The sequence below is a fragment of the Ructibacterium sp. SJQ-7 genome, assembly GCF_054696575.1.
This window is the reverse complement of record NZ_CP195193.1, coordinates 1,114,111-1,129,973: the sequence shown is the minus strand read 5'-3', so window position 1 is coordinate 1,129,973 and position 15,863 is coordinate 1,114,111. Positions and strand designations below refer to the sequence as shown.

At 38.0% G+C, this 15,863-nt stretch carries 11 protein-coding genes; 9 read left to right on the top strand and 2 right to left on the bottom strand.

Annotated features, from left to right (window positions below; genetic code table 11):
• The first annotated feature begins 49 nt into the window (after positions 1 to 49).
• The 4 genes from ACSAMO_RS05125 to ACSAMO_RS05110 all read left to right on the top strand — a co-directional run bounded on the left by ACSAMO_RS05125 (position 50) and on the right by ACSAMO_RS05110 (position 5,940).
• Positions 50 to 733, top strand: a complete 684-nt coding sequence (locus tag ACSAMO_RS05125; protein ID WP_117967026.1) for a response regulator transcription factor — start codon at positions 50 to 52, stop codon at positions 731 to 733.
• Entirely contained in the window at positions 708 to 2,192 is a 1,485-nt protein-coding gene (locus ACSAMO_RS05120; protein WP_499209988.1) for a sensor histidine kinase, read from the top strand. Before ACSAMO_RS05125 ends, ACSAMO_RS05120 begins: the two co-directional genes overlap by 26 nt.
• The gene (locus tag ACSAMO_RS05115; RefSeq protein WP_117967021.1) at positions 2,182 to 3,114 is read left to right on the top strand and encodes a GerMN domain-containing protein; all 933 of its coding nucleotides are present in this window, start codon (positions 2,182 to 2,184) and stop codon (positions 3,112 to 3,114) included. Before ACSAMO_RS05120 ends, ACSAMO_RS05115 begins: the two co-directional genes overlap by 11 nt.
• 225 nt (positions 3,115 to 3,339) lie before the next feature.
• Positions 3,340 to 5,940, top strand: coding sequence for a calcium-translocating P-type ATPase, PMCA-type (locus ACSAMO_RS05110; protein ID WP_499210090.1), 2,601 nt, complete (start codon positions 3,340 to 3,342; stop codon positions 5,938 to 5,940).
• Positions 5,941 to 6,033: 93 nt separating this feature from the next.
• On the opposite strand, the gene ACSAMO_RS05105 is transcribed toward ACSAMO_RS05110, so the two are convergent.
• Positions 6,034 to 7,454, bottom strand: a protein-coding gene (locus tag ACSAMO_RS05105) for an IS3 family transposase (RefSeq protein ID WP_303693311.1) whose coding sequence is annotated in 2 segments (ribosomal slippage) — positions 6,034 to 6,932 and positions 6,932 to 7,454 — 1,422 coding nt in all. Because the reading frame shifts where the segments join, the coding sequence is not laid out codon by codon here.
• 72 nt (positions 7,455 to 7,526) lie between these two features.
• Complete coding sequence (locus ACSAMO_RS05100) at positions 7,527 to 8,393, bottom strand: DMT family transporter (protein WP_499209987.1); 867 nt, start codon at positions 8,391 to 8,393, stop codon at positions 7,527 to 7,529.
• Between the two features lie 174 nt (positions 8,394 to 8,567).
• Here ACSAMO_RS05100 and ACSAMO_RS05095 point away from each other — a divergent pair, with 174 nt between their 5' ends.
• The 5 genes from ACSAMO_RS05095 (at position 8,568) to ACSAMO_RS05075 (ending at position 15,858) form a co-directional block, all read left to right on the top strand.
• Positions 8,568 to 11,075, top strand: a complete 2,508-nt coding sequence (locus tag ACSAMO_RS05095; protein WP_499209986.1) for an NlpC/P60 family protein — start codon at positions 8,568 to 8,570, stop codon at positions 11,073 to 11,075.
• 19 nt (positions 11,076 to 11,094) lie between these two features.
• Positions 11,095 to 11,751 carry a RasGAP domain-containing protein gene (locus ACSAMO_RS05090; protein ID WP_337870506.1) on the top strand — a complete coding sequence of 219 codons (657 nt, stop codon included), beginning with the start codon at positions 11,095 to 11,097 and terminating at the stop codon, positions 11,749 to 11,751.
• Between the two features lie 237 nt (positions 11,752 to 11,988).
• Positions 11,989 to 12,573, top strand: a complete 585-nt coding sequence (locus tag ACSAMO_RS05085; protein WP_499209985.1) for a dockerin type I repeat-containing protein — start codon at positions 11,989 to 11,991, stop codon at positions 12,571 to 12,573.
• Between the two features lie 72 nt (positions 12,574 to 12,645).
• Complete coding sequence (locus ACSAMO_RS05080) at positions 12,646 to 15,012, top strand: S-layer homology domain-containing protein (protein WP_499209984.1); 2,367 nt, start codon at positions 12,646 to 12,648, stop codon at positions 15,010 to 15,012.
• 171 nt (positions 15,013 to 15,183) lie between these two features.
• Positions 15,184 to 15,858 carry a uracil-DNA glycosylase gene (locus ACSAMO_RS05075; RefSeq protein WP_499209983.1) on the top strand — a complete coding sequence of 225 codons (675 nt, stop codon included), beginning with the start codon at positions 15,184 to 15,186 and terminating at the stop codon, positions 15,856 to 15,858.
• Positions 15,859 to 15,863 lie beyond the last annotated feature (5 nt).

Below are 15,863 nucleotides of genomic sequence, written 5' to 3'. Positions count from 1 at the left end.
TGTTTTTTAATTAATATAAATATTACAGTGAGTTGAAAGGATGGGACAGATGAAAATATTAGTGGTAGATGACGAAAAACTTTTGGTGAAAGGTATAAAGTTTAACCTTGAGCAAGACGGTTATGCGGTAGTGACTGCATTTGACGGTGAGGAGGCTATTCGTCTTGCACATGATGAAAGCATAGACTTAATTTTGCTTGATTTGATGTTGCCGAAAGTGGACGGATTTACCGTATGCCGTACGATAAGAAGTTTTTCAAATGTACCTATAATTATGGTTACGGCGAAAAGTGAAGATATAGATAAGATACTCGGACTTGAATACGGTGCGGACGATTATATAACCAAGCCTTTTAACATTCGTGAGGTTACGGCAAGAATCAAGGCGATTTTGCGCAGAGTAAATCCTGCACCGAAAGGCGAAAGGGACAAGCTTATCATATCGGGCGATATAACTTTGGACTATAATTTCAGACGCGTTGTGATAAATGATAAGGTTATTGAACTTACAAGCAAGGAATTTGACCTTTTGGAACTGTTTATGAGAAATCCGGGTAAGGTTTATACAAGAGAAAATCTTTTGGATATAGCGTGGGGCTTTGATTATCCGGGTGATGTACGAACGGTTGACGTTCATATAAGAAGGCTTAGAGAAAAAATTGAGAAAAATCCTGCCGAGCCTTCATATATAAAGACAAAGTGGGGAGTTGGTTACTATTATAAGAAGGATTAAGGAAAAGATTAAAAACATCACCAATTCAATGCGTTTTACGATGATTGCAACTTATCTTGCAATTATTGTTACAACGCTTGTTTTGATGAGTATTTATATAATCAGTCTGCTTAGCGAAAATCTGTACAGTACGGAAACGATAAATATGTTTGCAAAGGCGAATATTATATCTGAAACCATTGCGGACGTATGGGGAAGTGATACATCTGCGACTTCGGCTCAAAAGTTTTCGGATGTTGTTGAGCGAAGCCTTGCAGGTACGAATATAAGAGGTGTTGTGACAAATAAATCGTATTCGGTTTTGTATGACACGAACGAAGAATCACAGCTTATCGGCAAGGTTTTTATGCGTGACGTTTTAAAACGTGCGCTTGACGGCGAACAAGCCGATATTATAACGACAGGCGAAAACAATATGCGTCTTATAAGCGTTGCGGTGCCTGTAACATTCAGCGGTGAAATAATCGGAAGTGTGTATTTGGCAGAATCGATAAACACGATTGATGATACAGTCCGAACGACAAGGAACAGTCTTATAGTTTTCAGTACGCTTATTGTAATTCTTATCGGTATGCTTAGTTTGGGTATGAGCTATATTATAACGTCACCGATTGAAGAATTTATTGCCGTTGCAAAGGAAATTTCAAAGGGTAATTTCTCAAAGCATGTTGAAGTTAAAGGTCATAATGAGATTGCACAAATGGCACAAATGCTTAATTATATGTGTGACGAACTTGAACTTTTGGAAGAAAAAAGACGTAAGTTTGTTTCGGACGCGTCACACGAACTTAAAACCCCTATGGCTGGTATAAAACTTATATGCGACAGTCTTGTTGCGGCAGAAAATCCCGATCCGGCTATGGTAAAGGAATTCCTCGGCGATATGTCGGACGAGGTTGACAGACTTACAAGAATTGTCGAAAGACTGCTTGTGCTTACAAAACTTGACGCAGGCGGTAATTCGCTGAAACTTGAAGAAGTCGATATTAAGATGCTTATAAGTCAGGTTGTAAAAAAACTCACACCGATTGCAAATGCAAAGGATATTGTTATATATGTTGACAATCATCAGACAGAATTTAGCCCGATTTTGCTTGACTATGACAAAATGTATGAGGCGATATACAATATCGCGGATAATGCGATTAAATATTCGCCGGAGGGCGGTTTTGTCCATATCGACCTTACGGCTGATAATGACTATCTGACAATAAAAATTGAGGACAACGGTCCGGGAATACCGGAGGGCGAGCGTGACAGAATATTTGAACGTTTTTACAGACTTGACGATTCGAGAGCGAGAGATACCGGCGGAACGGGTCTTGGACTTGCTATCACAAAAGAGGCTGTACTTATGCATAACGGTACTATAGACGTTGCAAATGTGTCGGATATAGGCAGTGTATTCACAATACGTTTACCTTACAAGATTACTATTGGAGGACAGAATGAAAAGTAAAAAGGGAGTAATAGCTATCGTTGCGGTTGCGGTGCTGACAGTGGCGGCGGTTGTCGGAATACTTATAAAAAAAGATTACGGCAGTTATCGCTACAACAGTGAACTGTATTTCTTTAATGAAACGGCGACTTCGATAGTTATGGAAAATCGTGAAATTAAATATAAGGACGATAAGGAACTTGCGGAGTCTGTAATTGAGGCACTTATGAAAGGTCCCGACAACAGCCGTTATATGAAAATTATTGAAAAAAATACGAAGTTGCTGTCGCTTAACGACGTTGATTCCGGTAATATTGTTGTAAACTTTTCAGGTGAATTTTTGACAGGCGACAATACAAAAGATGTGCTTGCGGTTTATGCAGTTGTGAAATCGTTGTGTGCAATCAGCAGTGTTGACAGTGTTAAAGTAATTGTTGAGGGCAAGGATATTGCAACGGCGGACGGCTCGATTATAGGGTATTTGAGAAATCAAGACATTAATCTGTCAACCGATACATATAACAGTGAAACACGTGAAATTGCATTGTATTTTCCAAATAAAGACGGCAACAAGCTTGTTATGGAAACAAGAACAATTAAAGTCACCGACCAACAACCTTTGGCACAATATATTATAAATGAACTTATCAAAGGTCCTGAAAACAAGGAACTGTCAGTACCGCTCAGCAAGGATACCGTACTTTTGAGTGTGGAAACTTCGGATAATATTTGCTTTGTAAATTTCAAAGCTAATTTTACCGATAAAAATTCAGGTACTGCGGAAAAAGAAAAAATGACGATATATTCAATCGTTGATTCGCTTACAGAGCTTGACAATATTCAGCGTGTTCAATTCCTTATGGACGGTAAAAAAGTTGATAATTTCGGTAATATCAATATCGGAAGTATGTTCGGACGTGACGGAAGTATAATTGCCGAATAAATTTAGAATATGCAGTTGACAGTTTGGTAATAATATGATATTATACAATCAATAAAGGGGAGTAGCTTGCGCATTTTATATGCGTAATATGATGTCGTCAATACACGTTCGGAAGAACCGTATCATATTCTATGAAGCAAGACTTTTATTGCAGATAATTTTTTGTGCTGCAATAAAAAGTCTTGCTTTTTTGTTTGCGGCATAAGTGAGAAGATGGAGGAATTGATTATGAACCCATATCAAATGAAAAAAGAAGATGTGCTTACAATGCTCGGGACTGATGAAAATGGTCTTACGCAAAATCAAGCAAAGGAAAATCAGAAAAAGTACGGCAAAAACGAACTTGCGGAGGGTAAAAAGAAAAATCCGTTTATATTGTTTTTGGAGCAGTACAAGGATTTTCTTGTTATAATTCTTATTATTGCGGCGATTATATCCGGTGTGCTCGGCGATATAGAAAGTGCGATCGTAATATTTGTAGTTATAACGATAAATGCGATTTTGGGTACTGTACAGCATATCAAAGCGGAACAGTCGCTTGACAGTCTTAAAGAAATGTCTGCGCCGACTGCAAAGGTTATCCGTGACGGTGAAATAAAAGTCGTTGAGGGAAAAGATGTGACAGTAGGCGATATTGTGGTCATTGAGGCAGGTGATTACGTCTGTTCGGACGGACGTATAATTGAAAATGCCTCCTTGAAGGTTGATGAAAGTGCAATGACCGGCGAGAGTGAGCCTGTCGAAAAACAGGAAACTGTACTTGACGGCGAAAAACCGCTGGGTGACAGAGTGAATATGCTGTATTCGGGAAGTTTTGCGACTTACGGCAGAGCGAAAATGGTTGTAACGTCAGTCGGTATGGAAACCGAAATCGGCAAAATTGCGTCACTGTTAAAAAGTACGCAGGAAAAGAAAACACCGTTGCAGGAAAGCCTTGATAATTTCGGTAAAAAGCTGTCGCTTATCATAATCGGAATATGCGTTATTGTTTTGGGTTTGGAACTGTTCCGCAGTGACGGTATAAATTTGACAGTGTTTACGGACGCATTTGTGTTTGCGGTTGCACTTGCCGTTGCGGCAATTCCGGAGGCTTTAAGCTCGATTGTTACGATAGTTTTGTCAGTCGGAACACAGAAACTTGCAAAAGAAAATGCGATTATACGAAAATTGCAGGCTGTTGAGGGACTGGGCAGTGTTTCTATAATTTGTTCAGACAAAACGGGTACGCTTACGCAAAATAAAATGACTGTTCAAAAAATTTATTTTGACGGTCAAATTATTGATAAAGACGATGAAATCAATGCACGTCAAGGTCAGCTTATAATAGACGGTGCATTGTGTAATGACTCCGTTCAAAAAGAAGGTCAGGAAATCGGTGATCCGACAGAAATTGCACTTGTGAATTTTTCGGAAAAGCATGATTTGCCTGTTGAAAAAATGCGTGAAAAATATCAGCGTTTGGGTGAAATCCCTTTTGATTCAGACAGAAAATTGATGAGTACCGTTCATAAAATCGGCGACAATTATAAAATGCTGACAAAAGGTGCGGTTGACGTTTTGTCGGGCAGAATTGATGAAGTCAAAACTATGGACGGAAAAAGACCGTTTACTGCCGAAGATTTGGCAGAGTTAAAGAAAGTTAATACGGAATTTTCTCAAATGGGACTTCGTGTACTTGCTGTGTGCGAACGTGACGTTGATACAGTCGACATAAGCGTTGACGATGAAAAGGACTATATCTTGCTAGGACTTGTTGCAATGCAAGACCCGCCTAGAGAAGAAAGTGCAGAGGCAGTAAGAAAATGTAAAACCGCCGGAATACGTCCTATAATGATAACCGGCGACCACCTTGTGACCGCGTCGGCGATTGCAAGAAAAATCGGTATATTGGATGATAACGGCCGTGCGGTAGAGGGCAGAGAGATTGAAAATCTGTCAGATGAAGAACTTGATGAATTTGTTTCGGACGTGTCGGTTTATGCGCGAGTTTCGCCTGAACATAAAATAAGAATAGTCAGCGCATGGCAGAGAAAAGGCTACATCGTTTCAATGACCGGTGACGGAGTGAATGACGCACCGGCACTTAAACAGGCGGATATAGGTGTGGCAATGGGTATAACGGGCAGTGAAGTGGCAAAAGACGCCGCGTCAATGGTGCTTACGGACGATAATTTTGCAACGATAGTCAAGGCAATCGAAAACGGACGTAATCTGTACAGAAATATTCAACGTGCAATTCAATTCTTGCTTTCGGGTAATACGGCAGGTATACTTGCGGTATTGTATGCGTCATTTATGGCGTTGCCTGTTCCGTTTAAAGCGGTGCATCTGTTGTTTATAAACTTGCTTACGGACAGTTTGCCTGCGATTGCACTCGGTGTTGAACCGCACAGCAGTGATGTTATGAATGAAAAGCCACGACCGAAAAATCAATCTATACTTACAAAAAAGGTACTTACAAATATATGTGTTGAGGGCATTGTGATAGGTGTTATGACTATGATCGCATTCTATGTCGGATTTATGAGAAATGCCGAAGTTGCAAGTACAATGGCTTTTTCAACATTGTGTCTGTCAAGACTTGTACATGGCTTTAATTGTAAATCGGATAAACCTGTTTGGTTTACAAAAACAATGTGGAACAATAAAAGTATGATAGGTGCGTTTTTTGTTGGATTTGTGCTTTTAAATGCCGTATTGCTTGTACCTGTACTGCAAGGTATATTTGCGGTTGCACCGCTTACGATTGCGGAACTGTTGACGGTTTACGGATTGTCGCTCGGTACATTCGTGATTGTGCAAATTTTGAAAATGATTAGAAAATAAATTAAAAGAGGTGACGGTCTGAAAAGACTTGATGTGACCCCAAAAAGTTAGACTTTTTATAGCGTAGTAGTTTTAACGACTGCTACGCTATTTTTATGCAGCCAAGGTGTTGAGCCGATACTCAACCGGACTCATCCACCCAAGTTTTTCTTTTATTCTTTTCTCGTTGTAATATTTTATATATCTTTCAATAGCATCTTTAAGCTCTTCAAAGCTGTAATATGTAGTTCCATAATACATTTCCTGCTTTAATATTCCAAAGAAATTTTCCATCACAGAGTTATCATAACAATTTCCTTTCCGAGACATACTTTGAAATATTTTGTTTTCTTTAAGAACAGAGGAATATGCACCCATTTGATATGCCCAACCTCTGTCTGAATGGAATGTTCTTCTGTATGGGCAATCAGATGTTATTTCTATTGCTTGTTTCTGTGCCGATAAAACACTTGCCGCTGATGGAGTTTTGCTTATACCATAGCTTAACACTTCACCATTAAACATATCAAGAAATGGGTCTAAATACAATTTCTTAATTACCATTCGGCCTTTGTTGTCAATCTCATAATACTTAAATTCGGTCGTGTCAGTAGTTATCTTTTGATGCGGTACAGATGTATTAAATCGCCTGTTAATTCTGTTTGGTGCTATTTTACCAACATTGCCTTTGTACGAATTATATCTGCGACTTTTTCGAGTAAATGATGTGACCTGGAAACATAATTTTTGCATGATTCTTTGAACTTTCTTTTTATTCACAAAAATCTTTCTGTTTCGTAATTCTCTATATACCCGTCTGTAACCGTAATCCTTGTTTTCTATATGGATTTTAGTGATTTCATCCTCCAACTGTTTATCAGGATTTTCTCTGTCAAATCGTTTTTGCCAATACATATATGTTGCCTTTGGAAAACCGACTACTGCGAGAATGTCTTTTAATTTGAACTGTCCTCGGAGACTGTGGACAATTCTCGCTGTTTTTTCAGAAGAGTTTCCTCCTCTAAACGCAGTCTCCTCAATTCTTTTAAATATGCATTTTCTATTCTAAGTTTAAGTAGTTCGTCTTCAAGTTCTTTGACATGCTCGGCACTTGTATCCACGGGTTTTTCTCCGTCATATTTAGAAGGCTTTTTACATTCTCTTATATCCAATGTTTTCTTACGACCTTTCTTTTTAGGTCTCAAAGCATCAGGTCCGGCAATTCTGAAATCATTGACCCATTTTACAATCAATGATGGATTACTAATTCCTTGTGATAGTGCTAATTCCTGATATGAGACCTCACTTGATAGATACAATTCTACCATAGAAAGCTTAAATTGAAAAGTATATTTCTTATTTTGTCTCGAACGCATTAACCCTTCTTCACCAAATTCTCTGTATGCGTGTACCCATTCTTCAATTCTCCTCTTTGCAGGAATGTTATATTTACTTGCTAAATATCTATACCCACCTTCAGCATTTAGATATGCCTGCACAACCTCCATTTTAAATTCAAAACTATATTTTGCCATGAAAAAACCGACCTCCCAATAGTTAGATTTTTGGTCTAACTTTTGGGGGTCGGTTCAACTGTCACCTCTTGTTTAATTTTTGTTGTCATTTGAAGAAAGCCAAGCACCGATTACCATAAAAATTAATGCTATAAAATAAGTAACCGTAGGAATTTGCTTGAAAATAATTAATGACAGAATAGCGGCTATAAACGGTGAAATTGCGTAATAAGCACTTGTCCGTGCCGCACCGAGAATCCTTTGAGCGTAGACATAAAAATATATACTCAATCCGTATGCGATAAATCCGACCAAAAGCACAGGTATAATGCTCCAAAATACAGTTAAACGTTCACCTATGCACAAGCCTATAATTATCGAGCCTAAGCCTGAGAAAATACCTTTAAGTAAAACGATTTGAAGCGGATCTTTTGAAGATAGTTTTCTTGTACAGTTATTTTCAAATCCCCAACAGACGGCGGCAAGAAGTACGAACAGCGAGCCGTACGTAAATTGCAGACTTGATAAATCTTCAAACGACAAAATTCCGCATGAAACAGTTATAAACAATATACCGAACCACAATCGCGGACTGATTTTTTCTTTGAATATCATAAGTGCGATAATTGCCGTTGCGACAATTTCAAAATTGTTAAGCAGTGACGCATTGGCGGCGGTTGTCGCGTTCAATCCGAACATCAAGCAAATCGGTGCGGCTATGTCCAAAAGTATCATTGCCACAGTGTACGGCAATTCCGATTTTGTCAGTTTTAATTCGTTTGTTTCTGTTTTTCTGATTTTGCGGACGAGTGCAATTATAATCATTCCTATTCCTGCACCGACATAAAGAAAACCCGCCATTAAAGTCGGCGGAATGCAGTCGAGCAATATTTTTGAAAACGGAGCGTTGACGGCGTATAATGCAGCCGCAAGTATTGCAAATGCTATGCCTTTTTTCATATTTAAACCTCCAAAAACCATAGTAAGGATATTGTATCACAAATTTTTGTGAAAATAAAGGTATTAAATCATTATTTTGGTCATAAAAAATTAACAATTTGTTTATAGACAATTACGGTTACATTTGATATAATGTAAACTGTAAATTAATCTGTTAAAAAGGAGTTGAGGTGTTTGAAGGTCAGGAAGAAGGCAGTATTATGTGCTATATTAGCCGGAATAATGTTGTCAACAGCTACACCCAGCTTAAAATTAACCGTTTTTGCCGATTCTGCAATAACAGAAACAGAGGCTTTGGATAAGGCAGTTGCTTTATATGAACATCTTACGGATAAAGAAGTCGAAATCCCACAGGGACTTGACGAAACGGGACTTGATACAAATTTAATAAAACCTATTGTGTTGGGATATATTAATTTTGAAGATACCGAAGAGGCAAAACAAGAGAAAAGTATAACAAAACAGGATTTTATGACAATCCTATACAAAACAATAATTACATACAACGACAGTTACACGATTTATGAAGATGAGGCAAACTCAATTCTGAATGAATGTTACGACAACGCATATATTAATGATGAAAACAGAATTGCATATGCGTTTATGATGAAACAAGGCATAATTACAGCAAAATTCGGTACAGAGCCGAACAAAGAGCTTACAAAAGAAGAATGTGAAACTCTTATCGACACTGTATATGATTATTTTGCACAGAATGTAATGGTGACAGTCGGCGGAAAAGAAATAAGAGTCGGTGCGAATGTCAGCACAATTCTTGATACGTTCGGCGAGCCTAACAGAATTGACCAGACAGAATACGGATTTGAATGGTATGTTTATGATTCAAACTATTCGGAATTTTGTATGGTAGGTGTTGAGGCAGACAGAGTTTGTGCCTTGTACACAAACAGTTCAAGCTTTGATTTTAACGGGATGAAGTCGGGTGATGACTATTCAAAAACAGCGGATTATCTTGATAATCGTTGTTACAGATTTTATGCCGACTCGGAAGGACATCTTGATTCGATATTGTACAATCCGCGTTATCGAGGTGTTGATGACAGCACATCTGTAAAACGTTCAAAGTCAATGCTTCTTCTTGATATGATAAACTCATACAGAAGTAAACATAACAAGACTATATACGTTGAAGATTCCGATATGAATGCGGCGGCATGGCTTTCGTCACTTGATTTTATGAATGAAAAGGAATATGAAAGTGATGTGATTACACAGTCGGGTTATGATGTGTTCTCTGTATATCGTCAGTTGCTTGAAAGCGATAACGATATTCTTGTACAGGACACACAATACACATCTCCTATCGGTTTGAATACAACAACAGACTTATCGGGTGGTATTCAGGCAAAAATAGTTGCGGATACAACATCAATAGCCGTACCGGAAGAAAAGACAACTGTTGAAATACCGCAAAAGGATTACAGAATAACACCTGTTGAGGAGGTTACAACGCCTATACTCAATTCGCCGGTAACGGAAGATAATTATGAAGAAGGCGATGACGTTGTAATTGAGCTTGCTATGCAGGCGGCAACGGAATATCATATAGAAATGTTTGACGTTGAAAACGATGAATATGCGGTAAATGAGTATATCACTACCGATTCAACGGAAATTACATTGCCGTCTGAATTATTCAAAACGGGCAGAGATTACAGACTTATCGTAAGCTCAATCACAGATGACGGCGAAGCTTTAAGTGCCGATGAAGTGCTTATAAGCTACGGTACTGCATACGATACAGGCGTTAATATCGTTACTCCTTACAATAACGGTGTTACAGATGACGACTATGTGTCAATCGCATGGGAATCCGACAAGTATCACGATTTTTACGTCGATTTGTATGACTCGGACGGAAATCTTGTTGTGAGCAAGATTGTCGAAGACGAATATGAGGCACTTATTCAGGGCGTTGATCCGGGTAAGTATTTCTTATATATAACTGCGTTAAGACGTGGAAGTAAAGTTGAAAAGGCACAGGATTGCGTGACGTTTGAAGTAACTCAGGCAGAGCCTGTTATAAATGAAATTATTCTTGATAAGGATGATACATATTACTTTGTTTATGAGGACGAGGCTTTGGGACTTTTGTACTTCTATGACGAAGAATTGGTTGACGTTGACGAAGAGGACGAAAACGGCAACATGCAGACAGTCACAAAGAAGAAAATCATTCAGAAACAAGTTAAGGCGACAAAGGGGTACAGACAACTTGCCAAGTATAGAAATAAAATGGAATACACAACGGGCGACCCTGTTATAAGAACGCATATGCTTACGGGCGATAATGAAAAGGGTAATGCGATAGTGAGCGAGGCTGAGAAGTATTTGGGCGTGCCGTATGTATGGGGCGGAACAACTCCGAACGGCTTTGACTGCAGCGGACTTGTTCAGTATGTATGTAATTCGCTTGGCATAAACGTAAATCGTGTTGCGGAAGACCAGTTTAAGAACGGTACTGCGGTGAATAAAGATGAACTTCAACCGGGTGACCTTGTATTCTTTGAACAAAACGGATACATTCACCATGTCGGTATTTATGCCGGTGACGGAATGATGATTCACGCACCGAGAACAGGTGATGTGGTAAAATATCAGTCTATGGAAACTGATTATTACCGCAGTCAGTACGCAGGAGCAAGAAGAGTTTACTAATGATACAGGGGGGATTGAAATGGCATCATCTGTAAAAGCTTGTACAAATTCACGTTACAGAAAAACCAATATAGTGATTATTACAATATTGAGTTTGCTTTCGTGTTTTGCACTTGTAATGGTGATATATAATCTTATAAAGGGCAGTTATTTGTTTTCGATTGCGTGGTTTATCGCTACGGTATTGGCGTCAACATATGTTCTTATAAGAATTAATACCGTCTTTGCAACATATATTTCAACAGACAGAATGAATTTGTTTATGAAAAATTGGAATAATGACTTTTTACCGTATGATTACGATAATAAAGTTAAAATTTTGAGTGAATTTATACCGGCGAAAACGAAAATTGTTGAGATACCTCTTAATGAAATAAGTAAGGTGCTTATCGGTACAAAGAATTTTATAAAGAGAAATGTTGCACCTGATTCTGATTTTGTGAAGAATATACGCGTGCTTGAAAAGTCGAAAGATTTTTATAAGAAGAAAACCGTTTCGAGTATGGATATATTATATGTAGAAACTTTTGAAAAAGAGTGCTATTATATGCCGATTGTAAAGTTTGATACGAGAAATGTGACTAAAATTGTGCAAATAATTCAAAGGATTAATCCTGAATTGCTTATAAGAGTAAGCAGTAGGGAATACAGAACGCTTAGAATGGCGTCAAAATAATTAAAAGCGAGCCGTAAGGTTCGCTTTTTTGATGTTTAGTTGTTGAAAATGCACAAAATATAAATGCTGATTTAATTCATAATCACGAAAAATAACATAAAACCAAAAAAGAATTGAAATTTTTGTTCTTATAGTTTATAATGTAAATATATGAATGTAACTTGTATGCGTGTCCGGATTTTATAGACACTCAAACAAAAAAACAAAAAATTTATTTTAGAAAAGGGGTAAAACAAAATGAAGAAATTCTCAAAACTATTTCTATCATGCGCAGCAGTAGCAGCAGTTACAGCTGCAGTCGCAACATCAGCTATGGCAGCTGGAGAAGTTTCAGCTACATACACACCGGCAGAAACTGGTGCTACAACAGCAAGTCTAAAGATCACAACAAAATATACAGCTGATCAAAAGACATTGCTTATCGTTCCTTCAAGTGTAAGTCTTGATAAGGTTACAGCTGACGATGTTGTACAAATCGACCAAAATGCAGAAATCGTAGACGTTGTACTTCCGGCAGATCTTAAAGACGGTACATACACAGTTTACATGGGTGGCGACGGTCAGGTTTACAGCGATACATTTAGAGTTGGCGCAGGTAAAGTCCTTATCGGTGACGCAGACCAAGACGGATTTGTTGATGGCGGTGACGCAACAACAATTTTGAAGTATAATGTTGGTAGTGTTGAACTTGTAGGCGATGGTCAAGCTGCAGCAGACGCAGACCAAGACGGATTTGTTGATGGTGGTGACGCAACAGCAATCTTGAAGTATAATGTTGGTGTTGTAGATTCAAGTACAGAAAAAATCGGTACTTACAAATAATATTATAATCTCGTAATATGAAATAGCCATAAATTTTAAATTTATAGGATATTGAAAGGGGTAAAAATTAAAATGAACAAAAACAAAAAAATTGTAGCACTAATATGTGCTATGGCGATGATTTTCTCTATGTTTGCAAGCTTTACAGTAGTAAACGCAGAGGAAATAACAAAAGGTATTGTGCTTGAATATGAATCAAGCAGCCGTACAGCTGATACAGCTGTAGTAGTAGCGAAAGCCGTAGGCTTTGAAAAGGTAGATTCATACACAGTAAATATCAATGTTCCTGATGGTGTAACAAAAGTAACAGCTTCAGGTTTGTTGATTAGCGGTGGTGTAGAAAACCTTGCAAACGGTGTTTACGGATACTCAGTTGCAACAGCAACAGCAGTAGATGTACCATCAGATGGCGTACTTGGTAAGTTTGAAATTTCTCTACCAAGTTCAGTAACAGATTCATTTGATGTATCATTACAAGAAAAATCAGGTATTTCATATGGTAGTGAAAAGCTTTCAACAGTAAGAAATAACCTTACAATATCAACTACAACAGTTGAAAAGTATGTTGATCCAAGCATTACTCCAGCTCCAACCCCTGTTACAACTCGTGCTCCTAAGCCAACAAAGGCTCCTGTTCCTACAGTAGATCCTGATGCAACAGTAGTTCCAACAAAAGCTCCTGTTGAGGTAACAAAGGGTATTTCTCTTGAAGCAGAAACAGCTGCAAATGGTAAAGTTGCAGTAGTAGCAAAAGCCGTAGGCTTTGAAAAGGTAGATTCATACACAGTAAATATTAATGTTCCTGATGGTGTAACAGAAGTAACAGCTTCAGGTCTATTAATCAGCGGTGGTGTAGAAAATCTTGCAAACGGTGTTTACGGATATTCAGTTGCAACAGCAACAGCAGTAGATGTACCGGCAGATGGCGTACTTGGTAGATTTGAATTTACTTTGCCAAGCACAGTTACAGATTCATTTGATGTAACTCTACAAGAAAAGTCAGGTATTTCATATGGTAGTGAAAAGCTTTCAACAGTAAGAAATAACCTTCCACTTGCATGGACAACAGTTAAAATTTCTTCAGCTGAACCAACTCCAACAGCTGCTCCAAGCGTTGTAGGTTCAGTAGCTTTGAATAAACTTGTATCATCAGATAAGGTAACAGGTGAAAATGTTGCAAATAATGAATCAGATTATCGTATCGGTATCGTTGTAACAAAGAACGGTGCTGAAGCTGAATATGGTACAGACTTTATTGCTTTCTATGGCGATAAGGAACTTACAGAAGATGAATATGTGGGTCTTGTAAATGGTTACCTTGATTCTATTGATGGCGTTACAAGTCTAAAGGATGTTATTGATAACATTACATTCAAGACATATAATTCTGGCGTTAAGATTTATGCTGAATTGGTAAATGCTAATAATGAAGTTGTTGACAACAGTACAGTAAATGCTGATCCAACACCAACAGCTAAGCCAACAGAACCATCAATCTCAGTTAAGGCTTCATCAACAACTGTTGAATTTGATAAGAAGTTCACTGTAACAGCTACAGTTAAGAACGCAAAAGACGGTGCTAAGGTTGCATTCACAACAAATGATGATGAAAAATATGCAGTAATCTTCGGTACACCTACAGAAATCAATTCTAAGGGTGAAACAAAGGCTACTTACGTTGCAAATGATAAGGCTGGTACAGTTACAATCACAGCAACATACAAAGATACTGAAGGTAACGAAAAGTCAGCATCTGTAAAGGTTACAGTTAAGAAGGCTTCTACAACAACTGGTGGTAATGACGGTACAACTTCAGGTGGTGGCCCTAGCATAATCGCTCCTGGTCACACAGGTGCTGTAACAACACCTAACACAAATACTAACTACAAGCCAGACTTCCAGGATCTTGACTCAGTTGAATGGGCAAGAACAGCTATCAACGGACTTGCTATGAGAGGTATGATTAGTGGTAGAGATCAATATACATTCGATCCTAATGCAAACATCACAAGAGCAGAATACTGCCAGATTCTAATGGGTGCTATCAACGCTCTTAACGCCAAAGGTGAATCAACATTCGCAGACGTTCCTTCAACCGCTTGGTACTACAATGCAGTATCAGTTGCAAGTCAACTTGGTATCGTTTCAGGCTACGGTGACGGTAACTTCGGTCCTAATGACCTAATCACAAGACAAGATATGGCTCTTATGACATATAAGACAGCTAAAATCATGAACAAGTCACTTGAACCTGTAAATGCTGAAATCACATTTGAGGATTCACATGAAATCTCAGATTACGCATTTGAAGCAGTTATGACTCTTCAAAAGGCCGGTATTATCAACGGTATGACTGAAACAACATTTGAACCACATTCAAATGCTACAAGAGCTCAGTCAGCTAAGGTAATCTTCGATACATTCGTTGATGCTCAATAATTGATATTAAAGTATCTTAAAAGAACAGTCCATATGGACTGTTCTTTTTTGTATTTCAAATCAAATCTATTTTACAAATATAAATATTTGTTTATAATTTTATAATCTAATTGCAATTTAAACGATTTTTTGGTATAATATATATAAGATAATTATTTAGGAGTGAATTGAGTGGTTAATATAGGAAATGATTGGGACGAAATTCTTAAAGATGAATTTAGTAAAGAATATTATCTGAAACTTCGAGCTTTTTTGAAATCTGAATATAAATCGCATTGTATTCATCCGGATATGTATGATATTTTTAATGCTTTGAAATGGACCTCTTATGCAAATACGAAGATTGTCATTCTTGGTCAAGATCCGTATCATGAAGTAGGTCAAGCACACGGATTGGCTTTCTCTGTTCAAAAAGGTGTTAAAATTCCTCCGACATTATTGAATATGTATAAGGAACTTTATAATGAATTGGGATTGTACATTCCAAATAACGGTTATCTTGAAAAATGGGCAAGACAAGGTGTGTTGTTGCTTAACTCAGCATTGACTGTCCGTGACGGTCAGGCAAATTCGCACAGAAACAAAGGTTGGGAGATATTTACCAACAGAGTTGTCGAGTGCTTGAATGAACGCAAAGACCCGGTAATATTTATGCTTTGGGGTAACAATGCGAAAGAGAAAATAAAGGTTATTACTAATCATTATCATAAAATTTTAACTGCCGCACATCCGAGTCCGTTGTCGGCAAACAGAGGATTTTTCGGCTGCGGTCATTTTGAAACGGCAAACAGAATGTTGACGGAAATGGGTAAAACACCGATAGATTGGCAAATTGAGAACATTTAAGAGGG